Here is an 18,488-nt window from a genome sequence, read left to right as displayed (position 1 = left end):
TATCTGTAACAAATTTCGTAAATCAATTACGCATAACGTAATTTGAGTTTACGGACCGGTCAAGCTATAAAGCTGCCTTTCCGGACCGGCGCACCTCCCATGACTGAATCAATCGAACATCCGGCCAATGGACGTCAGCAGAAGGTTCAAGCCGCCGAAGTGGGCCTGCGTGTACTCAAGGCGCTGGCCGAATTATCGCCTGCGACCTCATTGTCGAAACTTGCCGATCATTTGGGCATGCCAGCCGCCAAGGTGCACCGCTATCTGCAAGCGCTGGTCGCCAGTGGCTTCGCCGAACAGGACGACGTGACCAGCCATTACGGGCTCGGTCGCGAAGCCCTGCAGGTCGGCCTGGCCTCGCTGGGCAAGCTGGACGTGTTGAAAGTCTCGGCGCCCTGGCTTGCGAACCTGCGCGACGAGCTGAACCAGACCTGCTTTCTCGCGGTGTGGGGTAACAAGGGCCCTACCGTGGTGTACGTCGAGCCATCGATGGGCGCCGTCACCCTGGTGACACAGATCGGCTCGGTGTTGCCGTTGCTCAGTTCATCCACCGGGCTGGTCTTCGAAAGCTTTCTGACGGACGCTGAAACCGCGCCGCTGCGCGTACAGGAAGCACCCCGGTTGAATGCCGCTCAATTGACCGAGATAAACCTGCATCTGCAGCAGATTCGTACGACGGGCGTACACCAGATCCAAGGCTTGCTGATGCCAGGCATCAACGCGGCGTCCTGCCCGCTCTTCGCGATGGGCAACAAACTGGTGGGCGTGGTGACAGTAGTAGGACCGGGCTCGGTGCTGACCGATCAGGTGCAAGGCATCGCGGCGACACGCTTGCTGGACATGGCCACGGCAATCAGCGCACGCATGGGCGGCGTGATGCCTGTCTGAACACGATGCCCGACCCACACCTGGGCCGGGCAACGGTCGGTATCAATCGGCAGTCAGCACACCGCGTTTGATCTGATCCCGCTCGATGGATTCGAACAGGGCCTTGAAGTTGCCCTCACCGAACCCGTCATCCCCTTTGCGCTGGATGAATTCGAAGAATACCGGTCCCATCAGCGTTTCCGAGAAGATCTGCAGCAGCAGGCGTCGCTCGCCGCCGTCGGAAGACCCGTCGAGCAGAATGCCGCGTGCCTTGAGTTCGGCCTCAGGCTCGCCATGGTTGGGCAGACGCCCTTCGAGCATCTCGTAATAGGTGTCCGGCGGCGCGGTCATGAAGCGCATGCCGATCGCCTTCAAGGCATCCCAGGTCTTGATCAGGTCGTCGGTAAAAAACGCGACGTGCTGAATGCCCTCACCGTTGAACTGCATCAGAAATTCTTCGATTTGCCCGGCGCCCTTGGACGACTCCTCGTTCAGCGGGATGCGGATCATCCCGTCCGGTGCGGTCATGGCCTTGGAGGTCAGGCCGGTGTACTCGCCCTTGATGTCGAAGTAGCGGATTTCGCGGAAGTTGAACAGCTTCTCGTAAAAATTCGCCCAGTACGCCATGCGCCCGCGGTACACGTTGTGGGTCAGGTGGTCGATGAACTTGAGCCCGGCACCGACCGGATGCCGGTCTACACCTTCGATGAAGTTGAAGTCGATGTCATAGATCGATGTGCCCTCGCCAAACCGGTCGATCAGGTACAGCGGCGCGCCGCCGATGCCTTTGATGGCTGGCAAGCGCAATTCCATCGGTCCGGTGGCGATTTCCAGCGGCTGAGCACCGAGTTCCAGTGCGCGGCTGTAGGCTTTCTGCGCATCCTTGACCCGGAACGCCATGCCGCACACCGACGGGCCGTGCTCGGCGGCGAAATAGGAGGCCAGACTGTGCGGTTCGTTGTTGAGGATGATGTTGATCGCACCCTGACGGTACAGGGTCACATCCTTGGAACGGTGGGTCGCCACTTTGGTGAAGCCCATGATCTGGAACACAGGCTCGAGAGTGTTGGGGGTCGGCGCTGCGAATTCGATGAATTCAAAGCCCATCAGGCCCATTGGGTTTTCGTAGAGATCAGCCATGACTGGCTCCTTGCAGGAAAGTGAGAAAGCGAAACGCTGGCGGTCACAGTCCTGCGGGTGGCGCACAGGGAATTCCTCGCACGCTGCGGGCGAGAAAATCACCGAAAATCAGTTGCAGTCCGAGAATCTTCATGGGGTCAGCCTACTCCGGCTTGTCCGGTTGTGCATCCGGGTGCGCCTGCAAAAAGGCGGGGTGCTGCAAGGCGCGCTGTTCGACCTGGCGAATGCGCGGCAAGGCACTCAGGTCGACATTGAAACGATGCGCCGCGTAAAGCTGAGGCAACAGGTATACATCCGCAACGCCAGGAGCGCTGCCAAAACAGAAATCGTCGCCGTCGATGAGCGGCTCGATCGCAGTCAGGCCCTCGCCAATCCAGTGGCCGATCCAGGCGTTGATCTGCTGCTCGTCATGACCCAGCGCCCGCAGACGGTTAAGGACAGCAACGTTGTGCAGCGGATGGATATCGCAGCCGATAATCGCAGCCACAGCCCGCTGCCGGGCACGCATGATCAGGTCCGTCGCCAACAGAGGCGGCTCCGGATAACGTTCTTCAAGGTACTCGATGATGGCGGGCGATTGAGTGATGATCTCCCCGCCATCGAGCCGGAGCACCGGCACCCGGCCCTGCGGATTGATCGCAAGATATGCCGGTTTGAGCTGCTCGCCGCCGTCACGAATCAGATTGACCGCTACCGCCGTGTGCGTCAGCCCTTTGAGGGCCAGCGCAATGCGCACGCGGTAGCTGGACGTCGAGCGGTAATAAGTGAATAGGTCCACGAGGGTCGCCTGCCGGAACACACCGGCGTTGTCTGTTGTTATTGTTCGCCGCGCTTATTCGTAATCGTGTTACGTAATGCGTAAGCTGCGTGATCATCTGCTGCCTGTCAACACAAGCCTTGTTCATCTCAGGTCCAGCCTTCCAGACGCAAGGTGGCGCGGACCAGACGTTGCTCCTCGTTTTCGATCTCCCGCAGGTTGTCGCTGACACTCTGAATGTGCGCCAGGGCGGCCTTGCGCGCCTGCTCCGGCAGACGACCGGTGACCGCGTTGTACAGGCGAGCGTGCTGACGATCGATCTGGCGCTTTTGCGGCTCACGGTGATACAGGTTGTTGACCGAGGCGAAGACCGTGTTGAGCAACAGGTCCGTCAGCGAGCGCAAGGTCTGCACCAGCACCGGGTTGTGCGAGGCTTCGCAGATGGCCAGGTGAAAGGCGTGATCCAGACGCGCATGCTCGCTGGCCGACAGCTCGCTGCCCTGCGCGGCGACCAGTGCCTCGTAGCTGCGGGTAATCAGCACGAAATCCGCCTTCGTGCCCCGCAACGCCGCGAGCCGCGCCGACTCACCCTCCAGCAGGCTGCGCACCTCAAACAAGTCGTACAGCGTGCGGGGTTGTGAGCCGAACAGGTGCATCAGTGGCGAAGTGGGCTGATGCGCGTTCATCTGCGCCACGAACGAGCCCTTGCCCTGCCGCGTTTCGATAATCCCCCGTGCGCGCAGCAACTTGAGGCCTTCGCGCAACGCCGTACGCGATACGCCCAGCTTTTCCGTCAGGCGGCGTTCGGACGGCAACAATTGCCCGACCTTCAACACGCCATCGACGATCAGCCGCTCGATGCGCTCGCAAACCACGTCCGCCACCTGGGGCCGCTGTTTCGACTCGCTGGTCATGGTTTCTCCCGAGTAATCCGCCAGGCTTCAACCCAGGCTGTATCTCATGCGCAGTGGGCCGCCGTCCAGCCAGCCAACTGGTATGACCAGCCAGACCGGGCAGGCGGCACTTTTCGAGATCAAAAATCAACCTATTGATTTAAATGGATTTATAAAAAATAAAACCCCGAAGTGCGCTCACAAACTGGTTCGACCAGATGGTTGAACCCTAGACACCAGGATGCGCAACACCAATGATGCAAGCCAACCGCTAGCCCGATAAAAACAATGCTGGGTTACCTCATGAATATTCTGTACGACGAACGCCTCGACGGCGTACTGCCTGTGGTCGACAAGCAGCAGTTGCTGCACGACCTGCAACAGCGATTACCCGACCTGGACATCCTGCACCGCGCCGAGGAGCTGCGGCCCTACGAGTGCGACGGGCTGTCCGCTTACCGCACCACGCCGATGCTGGTGGTATTGCCGCGCCATATCGAAGAAGTGCAGACGCTGCTCAGGCTGTGTCATGAGCGGCGCGTACCGGTGGTCGCCCGCGGTGCCGGGACCGGGCTCTCCGGAGGCGCGTTGCCGCTCGAACAAGGCGTGCTGCTGGTGATGGCGCGCTTCAACCGGATTCTCGACATCAATCCCGCCGCACGCCTGGCGCGGGTCCAGCCCGGCGTACGCAACCTGGCCATTTCTCAGGCAGCGGCACCGCACGGGTTGTATTACGCGCCGGATCCGTCCTCACAGATCGCCTGCTCCATCGGCGGCAATGTGGCCGAAAACGCAGGCGGCGTGCACTGCCTGAAATACGGCCTGACCGTTCACAACCTGCTCAAGGTGGAGATCCTCACCGTCGAAGGCGAGCGCATGACATTGGGCAGCGAAGCACTGGACTCACCCGGCTTCGACCTGCTCGCGCTATTCACCGGTTCGGAAGGCATGCTTGGCATCATTACCGAAGTGACCGTCAAGTTGTTGCCTAAACCTCAGGTCGCCAAAGTGCTGCTGGCAGCCTTCGATTCGGTGGAAAAAGCCGGGCGCGCGGTGGGCGATATCATCGCGGCGGGCATCATTCCCGGCGGATTGGAAATGATGGATAACCTGGCGATTCGCGCCGCAGAAGATTTCATCCACGCGGGCTACCCCGTCGACGCCGAGGCCATTCTGCTGTGCGAACTGGATGGCGTCGAAGCTGACGTGCACGATGATTGCGAGCGAGTGCGTGAAGTCCTGACCCGGGCGGGCGCCACCGAATTGCGTCAGGCCCGCGACGAGGCGGAGCGCGTGCGCTTCTGGGCCGGGCGCAAGAACGCGTTCCCCGCAGTCGGTCGTCTGTCGCCGGATTATTACTGCATGGACGGCACCATCCCGCGCCGTGAACTGCCGGGGGTATTGCGCGGTATCGCTGAACTGTCCGAGCGCTACGGCCTGCGGGTCGCCAATGTGTTTCATGCCGGAGACGGCAACATGCACCCGCTGATCCTGTTCGATGCCAACCAGCCGGGCGAATTGCAACGGGCCGAGGAATTGGGGGGCAAGATCCTCGAACTGTGCGTGAACGTGGGGGGCAGCATCACCGGCGAACACGGTGTCGGACGGGAGAAAATCAATCAGATGTGTGCGCAGTTCAACAGCGACGAACTGACCCTGTTCCATGCCATCAAGGCTGCGTTCGATGCTACCGGGATGCTCAATCCCGGCAAGAACATTCCGACGCTGCATCGCTGCGCGGAATTCGGTGCCATGCATGTGCATGCCGGGCAACTGCCCTTCCCTGACCTGGAGCGCTTCTGATGAGTCGCGAAGATAAAGACGCCAGTCAGGCGCTGCTCGAGCAGGTCAACGACGCTCTGCATGATGGCGTGCCTTTACGTATCCAGGGCGGTAACAGCAAGGCGTTTCTGGGTCGTGAAGTGGCAGGTGAAGTGCTGGACACCCGCTGTCACAGCGGCATCGTCAGCTACGACCCGACCGAACTGGTGATCACCGCCCGGGCGGGCACGCCCTTGATCGAATTGATCGAAACATTGAGCGCCGCGGGTCAGATGCTGCCCTGCGAGCCGCCGATCTTTGGCGCAGCCACGCTGGGCGGGATGGTGGCGGCCGGGCTGTCGGGGCCGCGTCGTCCGTGGAGCGGATCGGTGCGCGACTTCGTGCTCGGCACACGAGTCATCACCGGCCACGGCAAGCATCTGCGGTTTGGTGGCGAAGTCATGAAAAACGTGGCCGGTTACGACGTCTCGCGTTTGATGGTCGGCAGCCTCGGTTGCCTGGGCGTGCTGACTGAAGTTTCGCTGAAAGTACTGCCCAAACCGCGTCTGTGCAGCAGCCTCGTACTGGAAATAGACGCCGCTCGCGCGCTGTCCTGCTTGAGCGAATGGGGCCAGCAGCCGATCCCGATCAGTGCGGCCAGTCATGACGAACAGCTACTGCGCCTGCGACTGGAAGGAGGCGAAGGCTCGGTCGCCGCTGCCCGAGACAGACTGGGCGGCGAACCACTGGATCCGGCTTACTGGCAACAGTTGAACGAACAGCAACTGCCCTTCTTTCAAGACCCACGTCCTTTGTGGCGTGTAAGCGTTCCAGCCGATACCGGCGTGCTGGACCTGCCGGGCCAGTCGCTTATCGACTGGGCCGGGGCGCAGCGCTGGCTGAAATCCGATGCCAGTGGCGAGGCCATTCGCGCCATTGCGACGTCAGTCGGCGGGCATGCGACCTGCCTTACGCCGGGGCACCACGACAGCCCGTTTCAACCCTTGGTCACGCCGCTGCTGCGCTACCATCATCAACTCAAGACCCGGCTCGACCCGCAGGGAATCTTCAACCCCGGTCGACTGTACGCGGAGCTCTGAATCATGCAGACCATCCTGAGCGAACAGGCCAGACAACTGCCCCGCGCTGAAGAAGCCGAGCGCATTCTGCGCAGTTGCGTGCACTGCGGTTTCTGCAACGCCACTTGCCCGACCTACCAGTTGCTGGGCGACGAACTGGACGGACCACGCGGACGGATCTACCTCATCAAGCAGGTTTTGGAGGGCAATGAAGTCACCGAGAAAACCCAACTGCACCTGGACCGCTGCCTGAGCTGTCGCAACTGCGAAACCACCTGCCCGTCCGGTGTGGACTACCACAACCTGCTGGACATCGGCCGTGCGGCAGTTGATGCCGCCGTGCCACGACCGTTGGGTCAACGATTGCTGCGCGAGGGGCTGCGCAACGTGGTTCCCAATGCCGGATTGTTCAAGGCGCTGACCCGAGTCGGCACGCTGTTGCGCCCTCTGCTGCCGGGCACCCTGAGCAACAAACTGCCGACCGCGATCCACGCCGCCGGTGAGCGCCCGACGAGTCGGCATTCACGCCAGGTGCTGATGCTGGAAGGCTGCGTGCAGCCGGCATTGTCGCCCAACACCAACGCGGCCACGGCACGGGTGCTGGATCGGTTGGGGATCGGCGTCACACCGGTCAGCGAAGCGGGCTGCTGCGGTGCGGTGGATTACCACCTCAACGCTCAGGACGCCGGACTGGACCGCGCCCGGCGCAATATCGACGCATGGTGGCCTGCGCTTGAGGAAGGTGTCGAAAGCATCGTTCAGACCGCGAGCGGCTGCGGAGCATTCGTCAAAGACTACGGCCACCTGCTGCGGCACGATTCAGCCTATGCCGACAAGGCCGCGCAGGTCAGCGCCAAAGCGCGTGATCTGGTCGAGGTGCTGCGCGACGAACCCCTGGAGACGCTGGGCGTCAGAACAGATACGCGGCTGGCCTTTCATTGTCCTTGCACACTGCAACACGCGCAGAAACTCGGTGGCGAGGTGGAACGGGTGCTGTCTCGTCTAGGCTTCAACCTGACCACAGTGCCGGACGGCCATCTGTGCTGCGGCTCGGCAGGCACCTATTCGATCACGCAGCCAGCGTTGGCCCGCCAGTTGCGCGACAACCGGATGAATGCACTGGAAAGCGGCAAGCCCCATGTGATCGCCACGGCCAACATCGGCTGTCAGACCCATCTGGCGGGTGCCGAGCGAACCCCGGTACGGCACTGGATTGAACTGGTCGACCAGGCCTTGAGCAACGTCAGTTAACGTACTCCCCCCTCTTTCTCAGGAGTTGTCATGAAAATAAAAGCCGTTTTGACCCAGAACGAAACCACCCAGATGCTGAGCGCTGCCCGCAGCGAAGCCCATGCCAACGGTTGGGCGGTGGCGATCGCGATCGTTGACGACGGCGGCCATCTGCTGGCTTTTGAACGTCTGGACGATGCCTCGCCGATCAGCAGCTACATCTCGATCGAAAAAGCCCGTACATCGGCGCTGGGCAAACGTGAGTCCAAAGGTTACGAAGACATGGTCAATGGCGGCCGTACCGCGTTCCTCAGCGCCCCGCTGCTGACCTCGCTGGAAGGTGGCGTCCCGGTGATCGTCGATGGGCAGGTGATTGGCGCGGTGGGCGTGTCCGGCGTGAAGGCCGATCAGGATGCGCAGGTCGCCAAGGCCGGCGTCGCCGCACTCAACGCCGACTGATCTCATTCATCGGTTCTGCGGCACGCAGACCGGTTTCACACCACCAGAGCGAGCGATCCTTCACCGCTCGCTCTGGCGCGACACTCATTTTCAGCACGCCCCAAGGAGCCCTTCCCCATGACCGACTTTGTCAAATGCCAACGCCTCAAGGTGGCCGTCAATCTGCAACGCTTTGTCGACGAGGAGGTTCTGCCCGGCACCGGGCTGGACCCGGAAGCGTTCTGGGAAGGGTTTGATGCACTGGTTCACGAACTGGCTCCACGCAACCGCAAACTGCTGGCCGAACGCGAGCGGTTGCAGGCGGAGCTGGACAAGTGGCACCAGGCCCATCCAGGACCGATCAGCGACATGCCCGCCTATCGTGATTTTCTGCAGTCGATCGGCTACCTGCGGCCAGTGCCTGAACACGTGACGGCAACTACCGCCAACGTCGACCTGGAAATCAGCGAACAGGCCGGTCCGCAACTGGTGGTTCCCGCCAGCAATGCCCGTTATGCACTCAATGCCGCCAATGCACGCTGGGGTTCACTGTACGATGCGCTCTACGGCACGGACGCGATTTCCACCGCCAACGGTGCCGAGATCAGCGCAGGCTATAACCCGTTGCGCGGCGCCAAGGTCATCGTTTTCGCCCGCGAGTTGCTCGACACCAGCGCCCCCCTCGCCAAAGGCAGCCATATCGACGCACGCAATTACCGCATCCAGGACGGTCAACTGCGCATTACGCTGGCCGATGGCACACAGACGGTCCTGCAACAGCCGGAAAAATACGTCGGTTTCCAGGGGCAGCCCGACAAGCCGGATGCCATCTTGCTTAAGAACAACGGGTTGCACATTGAGATCCAGATTGACCCGCGCCATCCGGTGGGCAGCAGCGACGTGGCCGGCATCAAGGACCTGCTCCTGGAGTCGGCGCTGTCGACCATCATCGATTGCGAAGACTCGGTTGCCGCCGTGGATGCCGACGACAAGGTGCTGGTGTATCGCAACTGGCTGGGGTTGATGAAAGGCGACCTCACCGAGACCCTCGACAAGGGCGGCAAAGCCATCACCCGGCGCCTGAACCCGGATCGCACCTATCAGGCAGCCCATGGCGGAGAATTGAAACTGCGTGGGCGCGCCCTGCTGTTCATTCGCAATGTCGGCCACCTGATGACCAATCCGGCGATTGTCGATCACGACGGGCATGAAATTCCCGAGGGCATTCTCGACGGCGTGATGACCAGCCTGATCGCCCTGCACGATCTCAAGCGGCGCGGCAACTCGCGTGCGGGCAGCATCTATATCGTCAAACCGAAGATGCACGGACCGGACGAAGTGGCGTTCGCCGATCACCTGTTCGAGCGCATCGAGGAGCTGCTCAAGCTGCCGCGCCACACCGTGAAGATGGGCATCATGGACGAGGAACGCCGCACCAGCGTCAACCTCAAGGCGTGCATTGCCGCCGCTTCGGCTCGGGTGGCGTTCATCAATACCGGTTTTCTGGACCGCACCGGCGATGAGATCCATAGCGCGATGCAGGCCGGCCCGGTGCTGCGCAAGGGCGAGATGAAAAACGCGCCCTGGATCAAGGCGTATGAACGCAGCAACGTGCTGGTGGGGCTGGCTTGCGGCTTGCGCGGCCGGGCGCAGATCGGCAAAGGCATGTGGGCCATGCCAGACCGGATGGCGGACATGCTGGAACAGAAAATCGGACATCCGCAATCCGGTGCCACCACCGCCTGGGTGCCTTCACCGACAGCGGCCACGCTGCATGCCCTGCACTACCATCGCGTAGACGTACGCGCCGTGCAACAGACACTCGAACAGGTCAGCCTGACTGAGGTCAGCGAGCAACTGCTCGACGATCTGCTGACGATTCCGGTCGTGGCCAAACCTGAGTGGACTCAGGAGCAGATTCGCGAGGAGCTCGAAAACAACGCGCAGGGTCTGCTCGGTTACGTCGTCCGCTGGGTCGAACAGGGCGTGGGCTGCTCCAAAGTGCCGGACATTCATAACGTGGGCCTGATGGAAGACCGGGCCACGCTGCGCATTTCCAGCCAGCACATGGCCAACTGGTTGCTGCACAAGGTGGTCGACAGCGAATACGTGCACAGCGTGCTGGAGCGCATGGCCAAGGTGGTCGACAAGCAAAACGCAGGCGATTCGCATTACCGCGCGATGGCTAAGGACTTCAAGCAGTCCGTCGCCTTCAAGGCAGCCTGCGACCTGGTGTTCAAAGGGTGCGAACAGCCCGCTGGGTACACTGAGCCGCTGCTGCATGAGTCCAGGCTGACGTTCAAGAACAGGAACTGACAAGCCACCGTCGAAAGCCGGATATTTCTCGTGGCCGTAAGCGGTGCCCCGAGAAACGTTCGGCTTTCATCTGTGAGTGGAAAAAGAGTCGAAACATTAGCAGTGTGAAGAAACGAGCTGACAACGTTAAAGCGTGTAGATGGATACCCAGTTCATGTCAGTGTGCGTGCTGTAGAGGCGAGTACCTGTTTTGTTCAGCACTGAACCGCCCAGGGATGGAAAGAAGGCCACGCAACTGACGGTACCCTTGATCGTGTCGATTCTGTAGACATCGAAGTTGCAGGTGTAGACCGCATAGACATAGCGGTTATCGGGTGTAATGCCGATGACCGTTACCGGGTAGCCCTGTGAACCGATTTTTTCTCGATAGAACAGTCGGCAGTGAACGGCATCGACCACATACACCTCGTCGATGCCGCCAACATAAAGGCGCGTGCCGTCCGAACTGATAGCAAGAGAGCGCGGGTCGCTGAAACCCGGAATGTCGTGTTGCAGATAATCGACTGTACCAATGGCCGACAAGGCCGTGGTGCCGATCCCGTCCGCCAGCGCCGAGGCGTACACCCTATCGTTCTCAGGACTGACGCCGAGCGCCAGCGAAGCGTTCGACAGGGTGCCAAGGTCGAAATCATTGATCAGTTTGTAGTGCTGCGTTTCGATCTGGCTTATCAGCCCACCTGGCGCGTACTGATAAGAGATATAGATGAACCGGCCATCGACGCTGCAGACGATCCGGTTCACGAAGCTCGACGCAATGACCTTGATCACCTCTCGCGTGAGGGTGTTGATAACGAAACACTTGTAGTAGCCGACGGTGTAGAGCCGTCTGCCATCGGGGCTCAGGGTGATACTTCCAGCCCCGGCCCCCTTGATACAGCTCACCACGCTCGCCGTCTCGATGTCCACCACGCTGATTTCACTGCCACTGTCATGGGACACGTAGAGCGTTTTTTCATCGGGACTCAGGGCGATTTCTCTGGGCACGAAGCCCAGCGGAATAATGCCGGTCAGCCATGCAATGTCCAGCGGTACTCCTGTACCCTCCGGATCTGCCATATGAGTCAAAGCGCGTACGTCCTGGGGTGCTTTTTTGTGCATGTCATTCACCTATTAACAGGTCCCGAAAGACCGCCACGACGGGGTACAGATAACAAGGTAGAGCCCCGTCGAACAAACGAAGCAGCGACGGCACTTATGCCGCCGGGATCCAAAATCCGAAGTCATTGAATACTGACCGAGACGGCTTGGGTACTGACAGAAATGACAGTCAGTGGCGGGCTACAACTAGTGGCAAAACGGGCTGGGCAGCGTTGAAAGACAACCCCGTCACGGGTCGACGCGCAGGTTGGAATGCGTGGAGAGGCCTGACGCCATTGGTCAGCCTCTGCCGCACGAACGATTCACGAACTTTCGCGCACCACCAGTTCGAAGCCCAGATCTACGCAGGCTTGCTGGGTCATGCCGTCGAGCAGGCCCAGCAGCAGCTGCGCGGCGCGTTGGCCGACCTCCTGGCGTGGCGTGCGGATGGAGGTCAGGCGCGGCACCATGTGCGCCGAACCCGGCAGGTCGTTGAAACCGACCAGCGACACTTGCTGCGGAATCGCGACGCCAAGGCGCAACGCTTCAAGCGCCGCACCCTGCGCAAGGTCGTCGTTACAGAAAAACACGCCATCGACATCGGGGTGCTCGCTCAGCAGCGTTGCGAACAGCTCGCCGCCCAGGCCGATCGAGGAAGGCAACGGCGTCGTAACCTGAAGCTGCGCGTCGAACAGACCGGCCTCCTCCAGCACCTGACGAAACCCCGCGCCCCGCTGCAACACCCGAGGGTCGAGCTGGGCTGCCATATAGGCCAGCCGCTTGCGCCCACGCCCCAGCAAATGCCGGGCGGCCTGCGCGCCAGCCTGTTGCTGCGAAAATCCGACACTGTAAGCGCCCTGATGCGGGTCCAGTTCCATCATGTGTACACAGGGAATGCCGCTGGCTTCCAGCATCTGCCGTGAAGCCGGGGTGCGGTCGAATCCGGTCAGCAGTATGCCGCGCGGACGGTTGACCAGATGGTTGCGCAGCAGCTTTTCTTCTTCATCGGGCGAGTAGTGATAGTTGCCGATCACCACGTCCAGTCCCCGCGGGCGCAGTACATCCTGAATCGCTTCCAGCGTTTCGATGAATAACTGGTTGGAAAGCGAAGGCACCAGTACCACTACGGTCTGGCTGCAGGAGGAAGCCAGCGCGCGTGCCGCAGGGTTGGCAACATAGCCCAGGCTCTGCGCCGCCGCCCTGACTTTCTCGGCCAGTTCGGGTGCCACCGTGGTGACGCCGCGCAAGGCTCTGGACGCGGTAATCGGAGAAACCGCAGCCAGCCGGGCCACTTCATTGAGGGTCGGACGACCGGTGGAGCGGGAACCAATGCGTATCATGCGTTGCCAACTAACATAGGGGTTGCCAAATGTGTCGAATGCCCCATAAGGTAGCGCTGTCTCATGGACCGTGACAACGCTTTATCGCTGGTTTCACATTTGCCACCCGCGCCGGGTCGCCACGGAGAACAGCCTCCGATGCTGATTGTTGAACCCAAAACAACGACAAGAACTGGAACAGCCCAGGCTGAGCCTGATGTCCACCGGACAAGACAGCGCTGTCTCCAGATGAGGTGCCTACTGTGACAACTGCGAATACTGCTATTTCAGCCCTGGTGGTTATGGGTGTATCGGGCTGCGGCAAAAGTGCCGTGGGTGCCGAAATCGCACTCAAGAGCGCAGGCCGCCTCATTGAAGGTGATGCCTTCCATCCACCGGCCAATATCGAAAAGATGAGTGCTGGAACCCCCCTTAATGACCAGGACCGTGCCGGCTGGCTGACCCGCCTGGGTGAAGAACTGGCCGCCGCCCTCGCCCGGGGCGAACACCCGGTCCTGACCTGCTCTGCCCTCAAGCTGATCTACCGCCAGCGCCTGCGCGATGCCGTGCCGGGGCTGGGTTTCGTCTTTCTGGAACTGACCAAGGAACTCGCCGTCGAACGCTGCTCGCACCGGCCGGGGCATTTTATGCCCGCCAGCCTGGTCGACAGTCAGTTCGCCACGCTTGAGCCGCCTTACGGCGAACCGCTGACGTTGGTGGTGGATGCGACCCAATCCATCGACGAGATTGGCACGCAAGCGGCGGCCTGGTGGAAAGACTCCCACGCCTGATAAAGGCGTAAGTGCAAAAGACAGCGCTGTCTTGCACACACGAAGAAGGCGCTGGTGTTGGTAGCGGCCCTTAAAATAATAACCGGAGAGACACCCCATGTTCGGTATGACCCATGAGACGTTCCTGCTCATCGATGCGTTGGTGACCATCGTTGGCCTTGTATTGCTGATCACCCAATTCAAGGTCCACCCTTTCGTCGCGCTGACACTGGCGGCTGGCTTCCTCGGCCTGACCTCCGGGATGCCGGTGGAAAAGGTTATGAAATCCTTCCAGGACGGCTTCGGCGGCGTACTGGGCTTCGTCGGCATCATCCTTGGTCTGGGCACGATGCTCGGCAAACTGATGGCCGACTCGGGCGGCGCGGATCAAATTGCGCAAACGTTGATCCGCACATTCGGTAAACAGAAAGTGCACTGGGCGATGATGTTCTCGGCCTTTCTGGTCGGCATTCCGCTGTTCTTCGAAATCGGTTTCGTGCTGTTGATCCCGCTGGTGTTCATCGTGGCGCGTCGCACCGGTGTGTCGATCGTTAAGATCGGCATCCCGCTGCTGGCCGGCCTGTCGGCGGTGCACGGCCTGGTTCCGCCGCACCCGGGTCCGCTGCTGGCTATCGGCATCTTTGGCGCTGACATCGGCAAGACCATTTTCTACGGTCTGATCGTCGCGCTGCCGACCGCAATCATTGCCGGTCCGATCTACGGCAAATGGATTTCCAAATACATTCCGGGCACGCCTTCGCAGGAACTGATGGACCAGATTGCCAAGGAGTCGAGCACCGAGAACCTGCCAGGTTTCGGCATCACGCTGGTGACGATTCTGCTGCCGGTGTTCCTGATGCTGCTCAAGACCTTCGCCGACGTGGCGCTGCCGGAAGGCAACCTGTTCCGCATCTGGATGGACCTGATCGGTCACCCGATCACCGCGTTGCTGGCCGCACTGCTACTGGCGTTCTACACCTTCGGCGCCGCGCGCGGCTTCGACCGTTCCAAAATCATGAAACTGCTCGATCAGAGCCTGGCACCCGTGGCTGCGATCGTGCTTATCGTTGGTGCCGGCGGCGGCTTCAAGCAGATGCTGGTTGCCAGCGGTGTCGGTGATGTCATCGGTCACATGGCGGTTCAGGCGCAGATCAACCCGATCATGCTGGCCTGGCTGGTGGCGGCGGTGATTCGTGTGGCAACCGGTTCGGCGACGGTCGCGACGATCACCGGTGCTGGCATCGTGGCGCCTGTGGTCGGCCTGATTCCAGGCGTCAACCGCGAGCTGCTGGTGCTGGCCACCGGCGCAGGCTCGCTGATTCTGTCGCACGTGAACGACGCCGGTTTCTGGCTGGTCAAGCAGTACTTCAACATGACTGTTGCCGAAACCTTCAAGACCTGGACCGTGATGGAAACCATTCTTTCGGTGGTCGGCCTGATCTTCATCATGCTGCTGTCGATGGCCCTTTAAGCGCCAGACGCTCCCTCCACCTTCGCGGGCGACCAGGCTCGCGAAGGCTCGTTTCTCTTCTGGTATCCCCTCGGGTTTCCCCTGCCCGCTTGCGCCCTACACGTTTCCCCTTTCCTGCCGACAACATGAACAGGCCCGGCTTCGTTTACCCGAAAACCTGTCCGAATGCTGTTTCCTACACACACCTACAGCTCTTTCGGTTGAATTTTCAGAAAGCTCAGGCAATGTTTCAAAGTCGTGCCTACGCTTAGGAACGAGCAGGGATAAGCCCGCTCAATTGTCTTCAGCAATGCCATGGCGAACCTGAATTGTGCATCGGATCACGTTACTTTTTATGTTGCACCAGTAAATACGGGCATTCTCAGGCCAAAACGGGCAGAATTGGCGCACTCGTCGTATCGCGGATGCAAATCTCGATGACAAGAAAATGAACCGAGGGAATTAAATTCACCACCGCGACGTCTTAGGACGGATGCATTTGGATGCACTCGGCAACAACCACCACGCAAAGGCAAACGCCAGCCTCTTGAGAGAGGCGTTTTCAAGAGGCCATCAAGGAAAAGATTATGTTGATACTCACTCGCAAAGTTGGCGAAAGCATAAATATCGGTGACGAGATCACCGTGACGATTCTTGGCGTTCAAGGGCTTCAGGTCCGGCTGGGCATCAATGCACCCAAAAATGTGTCCGTACACCGCGAAGAAATCTACAAACGCATTCAGGCAGAACTGGCTCCAAACCAGGACCCACAATAAGCCCCTCGTCACACCCCCTTATTCAAAGCTGATCTGCCCCTGCGGCGGATCATCAGCCGTACGGCGTCCTATACGACGCCGTTTTTTATGCGCGCTGCCTTTTCTGACCCTGTGGCGCGACCACTGGTCACCCTTTCGGAACATCGTCGAAAAATCACGAGTCGACACTCTGCAAGCATGCAAATCAATGCCAGCCCGTAGTCCGCAGTGAGCCGAGCATTCTCTTTATCTGGTGACAGAAAACGGTGAATGATGATGGCAACCACCAACGAAACCTCCATGAGCGGCAATGCCCATACTGGCAGTCAGGCAGGCCAGGATCACCTGCAGGGGTTGCAGGATGACAGCCATGGCAACGCAGAAAACATCGCCCGACAGGCAGGCGCGCAGTTCGAGCAATACCGCGACAATGCTGCACAGCAGATAGAGAACCTGGCCCAGAATGCTCAGTCGGCAGCTCAACAGATGGAAGGCAATGACAATCTGGGCCTGTCCCGCTACGTCACCGACATCGCTCAGAGCATGACCCGCCTGGCCGAAAGCCTGCGCACTAAAAGTGCCGAACAGTTGCTGCAGGATGCCGGCAGGCTGGCCAGAGAAAATCCGGTCCTGTTCATCAGTGGCAGTGTGGCGCTTGGCCTGGGCCTGTCGCGATTGTTAAAAGCCTCCACCTCATCGACCGATACCGATCCGGACATGACCACGGCGGATCTTTCGGTAGCCGGCTCGTCGAATACCGGCGATCTGACCGATGTCGATGCGTCAGGTCCCTACGACCCGATCAGTCCGTCAACGCTGGCCGCCGAAGAAATGGTCGCGACGCACCCTCATGACAACGATGTACTGCACAGCGCCCGCCCCGGAACCGGCATTCCCGACAGCCCAGCCATGACTGATTTCAACGATGATCTGGACGACGACCTGAACAGTGACCTGTCCAGAGACGGCGCACCCAAGTCAGGCCTGCCCAAAGGAGACGTGTGATGAGCACTCCACCCAATACGCAGCAGGACACACCGCCTGAAAATGACACCTCGGTGCTGAGTCTGGTTCGGCAATTGGCTCATGAAGTGCCAGCGCTGGTGACCAAGGAAATGGCGCTGGTCAAGGCGGAGTTCCGCGAGTCCATCCGCACCACCAAACAGGGCGCGACGGCAGTCGGCATCGGCGCGATCGTCATGCTGGGAGGCCTGAGCATGGTCCTGCTGGCGGCGGTCTACGCCCTCAGCTACGTGATGGCCCCCTGGCTGGCAGCCCTGATCGTGGGTATCGCCGCTCTGGTTATCGGCTTCTTCATGATTCAGGCCGGCAACAAGAAACTGGAACCCTCCAACCTGGTTCCCGAGCGCACCGCCAGCACCTTGCAGAAAAACAAGGACGCTATCCAGAGGAAAGTCTCATGAGCATCGACAGCAGCTTCGACACACCCGAACACTTTGAAGAGGAGTCACAGAAAAGCCCTGAAACGCTGGAACGGGAAATTGACCAGCAGCGCTCCAGCATCGGCAATATCGTCGATGCGCTGGAAAAGAAAATGTCGCCTGGCCAGTTGGTGGATCAGGCGCTGGCGTATGTGAAAGACAATGGCGGAGAGTTTTTCGGCAATCTGGGCAACAACGTCAAGGCCAATCCGGTTCCAGCGGTGCTGACGACGGTTGGCGTACTCTGGCTAATGATGGGCAGCAACCGCCCCGCTTCTATCGGTCCGTCGGCAGGCGCGTCAGTACTGGGCAGTGTCGGTGAGCGGGTCAGCAGCGTCGCCGACACCGTCAGTGACAGCCTGAGCAGTGCCAAGGCGCGGGTGGCCCAGACCGTTTCCCACATGAAAGACAAAGCCAGTCAGGTCAAGGACAAGACCACGCACCTGACCAGTAGCGTTAGCGAGAAGCTGTCCGGCAGCTCGGACTCGCTTCACGACGCAGGGCATTCGCTTGAGCAAAAACGTTTGCAAATGAAGTCCAGTGCCAGCCAGATGCTCAATGAGCAGCCGCTGACGCTGGCCGCCATGGGCGTTGCGGTTGGCGCAGTGATCGGCGCAGTCCTGCCTGCCACGACTCGCGAGAAACGGATTGTCAGCCAGGCCAGGGAAAGACTGCGCAACACCGACAACCCGGCACCCGACTCAGCATCAACCGGGGCCGGTTCTGGTTCCGGAACTGCATCCCGCGTCACGTCGGGGACCTACGACACACCGCACGGCATTGATCAGGAAGGCAGCGACATGAGCCTGCCGACCGGCGAGCGCCCGATGTCGCCGGGGCTGGGTTGACTGGCAAACGCAAAACGGCCCCTGTTCGGGGGCCGTTTTTTTACCGTGGCTCAGCCGTTTCTAACGCGCGGCCTACAGTTCGGAAAGGCGCTGAACGATACGGTCTTTCACCAGTAACCGTTTTTCCTTGAGTTTCTTGAGTTGGTCGTCGCCGATGCCGCCAGCCGGTCCTTTCTCGGCCTCCACAACCTGAACGTCTGCACTGTCGTAATCGCTGAGCAGTTGCTGCAATCTTGCATCCTTGCGGCTGCGCTCGGCGACTTCCTCCCGGGTCAACTTCAGGTCCGCGAATAAATCGTGTTTGACTGGCATGAGTAGCACCTCCAAATGACTACTTGAATGCAGG

Annotated in this window: 18 protein-coding genes; 12 read left to right on the top strand and 6 right to left on the bottom strand. The window is 60.3% G+C overall.

The genetic code is table 11. The features are described from left to right. Window positions 1-99 precede the first annotated feature (99 nt). Complete coding sequence (locus BZK31_RS04865; protein WP_083181668.1) at window positions 100-888, top strand: IclR family transcriptional regulator; 789 nt, start codon at window positions 100-102, stop codon at window positions 886-888. Between the two features lie 42 nt (window positions 889-930). Here BZK31_RS04865 and hppD read toward each other — a convergent pair whose 3' ends face one another. The 3 genes from hppD to glcC all read right to left on the bottom strand — a co-directional run bounded on the left by hppD (window position 931) and on the right by glcC (window position 3,678). Then, on the bottom strand, window positions 931-2,007 hold the full coding sequence (hppD, locus tag BZK31_RS04860; protein ID WP_083181667.1) for a 4-hydroxyphenylpyruvate dioxygenase: 1,077 nt from the start codon (window positions 2,005-2,007) through the stop codon (window positions 931-933). A 142-nt stretch (window positions 2,008-2,149) separates the two neighbouring features. Next, complete coding sequence (gene maiA / locus BZK31_RS04855) at window positions 2,150-2,785, bottom strand: maleylacetoacetate isomerase (RefSeq protein WP_083181666.1); 636 nt, start codon at window positions 2,783-2,785, stop codon at window positions 2,150-2,152. 128 nt (window positions 2,786-2,913) lie between these two features. Next, a complete protein-coding gene (gene glcC / locus BZK31_RS04850; protein WP_083181665.1) occupies window positions 2,914-3,678 on the bottom strand; it encodes a transcriptional regulator GlcC in 765 nt (254 codons plus the stop codon). Window positions 3,679-3,960: 282 nt separating this feature from the next. Here glcC and glcD point away from each other — a divergent pair, with 282 nt between their 5' ends. The 5 genes from glcD (at window position 3,961) to BZK31_RS04825 (ending at window position 10,481) form a co-directional block, all read left to right on the top strand. Continuing rightward, window positions 3,961-5,460 (top strand): glycolate oxidase subunit GlcD, encoded by a 1,500-nt coding sequence (glcD, locus tag BZK31_RS04845; RefSeq protein ID WP_083181690.1) that lies wholly within the window; start codon window positions 3,961-3,963, stop codon window positions 5,458-5,460. Further along, window positions 5,460-6,518: a glycolate oxidase subunit GlcE gene (gene glcE, locus BZK31_RS04840; protein WP_083181664.1), complete on the top strand. Its 1,059-nt coding sequence runs from the start codon at window positions 5,460-5,462 to the stop codon at window positions 6,516-6,518. The genes glcD and glcE overlap by 1 nt, the downstream gene beginning before the upstream one ends. Window positions 6,519-6,521: 3 nt before the next feature. Further along, the gene (gene glcF, locus BZK31_RS04835; protein ID WP_083181663.1) at window positions 6,522-7,748 is read left to right on the top strand and encodes a glycolate oxidase subunit GlcF; all 1,227 of its coding nucleotides are present in this window, start codon (window positions 6,522-6,524) and stop codon (window positions 7,746-7,748) included. A 30-nt stretch (window positions 7,749-7,778) separates the two neighbouring features. Beyond that, window positions 7,779-8,186: a heme-binding protein gene (locus BZK31_RS04830; protein ID WP_083181662.1), complete on the top strand. Its 408-nt coding sequence runs from the start codon at window positions 7,779-7,781 to the stop codon at window positions 8,184-8,186. A gap of 117 nt (window positions 8,187-8,303) precedes the next feature. Further along, window positions 8,304-10,481, top strand: coding sequence for a malate synthase G (locus BZK31_RS04825; protein WP_083181660.1), 2,178 nt, complete (start codon window positions 8,304-8,306; stop codon window positions 10,479-10,481). Between the two features lie 126 nt (window positions 10,482-10,607). Here the strand turns inward: BZK31_RS04825 and BZK31_RS04820 are convergent, their stop codons facing one another. Continuing rightward, entirely contained in the window at window positions 10,608-11,537 is a 930-nt protein-coding gene (locus BZK31_RS04820) for a YncE family protein (protein ID WP_208617177.1), read from the bottom strand. Between the two features lie 344 nt (window positions 11,538-11,881). Continuing rightward, complete coding sequence (gntR, locus tag BZK31_RS04815; RefSeq protein ID WP_083181657.1) at window positions 11,882-12,898, bottom strand: HTH-type transcriptional regulator GntR; 1,017 nt, start codon at window positions 12,896-12,898, stop codon at window positions 11,882-11,884. 281 nt (window positions 12,899-13,179) lie between these two features. Here gntR and BZK31_RS04810 point away from each other — a divergent pair, with 281 nt between their 5' ends. The 6 genes from BZK31_RS04810 to BZK31_RS04785 all read left to right on the top strand — a co-directional run bounded on the left by BZK31_RS04810 (window position 13,180) and on the right by BZK31_RS04785 (window position 18,142). Next, a complete protein-coding gene (locus tag BZK31_RS04810; RefSeq protein WP_083181655.1) occupies window positions 13,180-13,668 on the top strand; it encodes a gluconokinase in 489 nt (162 codons plus the stop codon). 97 nt (window positions 13,669-13,765) lie between these two features. Further along, window positions 13,766-15,118, top strand: coding sequence for a GntP family permease (locus BZK31_RS04805; RefSeq protein ID WP_083181654.1), 1,353 nt, complete (start codon window positions 13,766-13,768; stop codon window positions 15,116-15,118). Window positions 15,119-15,684: 566 nt separating this feature from the next. After that, entirely contained in the window at window positions 15,685-15,873 is a 189-nt protein-coding gene (gene csrA, locus BZK31_RS04800) for a carbon storage regulator CsrA (protein ID WP_002554157.1), read from the top strand. Between the two features lie 255 nt (window positions 15,874-16,128). Beyond that, a complete protein-coding gene (locus BZK31_RS04795; RefSeq protein ID WP_157900701.1) occupies window positions 16,129-16,857 on the top strand; it encodes a hypothetical protein in 729 nt (242 codons plus the stop codon). Further along, on the top strand, window positions 16,857-17,276 hold the full coding sequence (locus tag BZK31_RS04790; protein WP_083181650.1) for a phage holin family protein: 420 nt from the start codon (window positions 16,857-16,859) through the stop codon (window positions 17,274-17,276). Before BZK31_RS04795 ends, BZK31_RS04790 begins: the two co-directional genes overlap by 1 nt. Continuing rightward, a complete protein-coding gene (locus BZK31_RS04785; protein ID WP_083181649.1) occupies window positions 17,273-18,142 on the top strand; it encodes a DUF3618 domain-containing protein in 870 nt (289 codons plus the stop codon). The genes BZK31_RS04790 and BZK31_RS04785 overlap by 4 nt, the downstream gene beginning before the upstream one ends. Before the next feature lie 72 nt (window positions 18,143-18,214). Here the strand turns inward: BZK31_RS04785 and BZK31_RS04780 are convergent, their stop codons facing one another. After that, the gene (locus tag BZK31_RS04780; RefSeq protein WP_083181647.1) at window positions 18,215-18,454 is read right to left on the bottom strand and encodes a DUF465 domain-containing protein; all 240 of its coding nucleotides are present in this window, start codon (window positions 18,452-18,454) and stop codon (window positions 18,215-18,217) included. Between the last annotated feature and the right edge of the window lie 34 nt (window positions 18,455-18,488).

This window comes from Pseudomonas floridensis, from assembly GCF_002087235.1.
Lineage (GTDB): Bacteria > Pseudomonadota > Gammaproteobacteria > Pseudomonadales > Pseudomonadaceae > Aquipseudomonas > Aquipseudomonas floridensis.
This window is presented reverse-complemented; position numbering and strand designations above follow the sequence as displayed.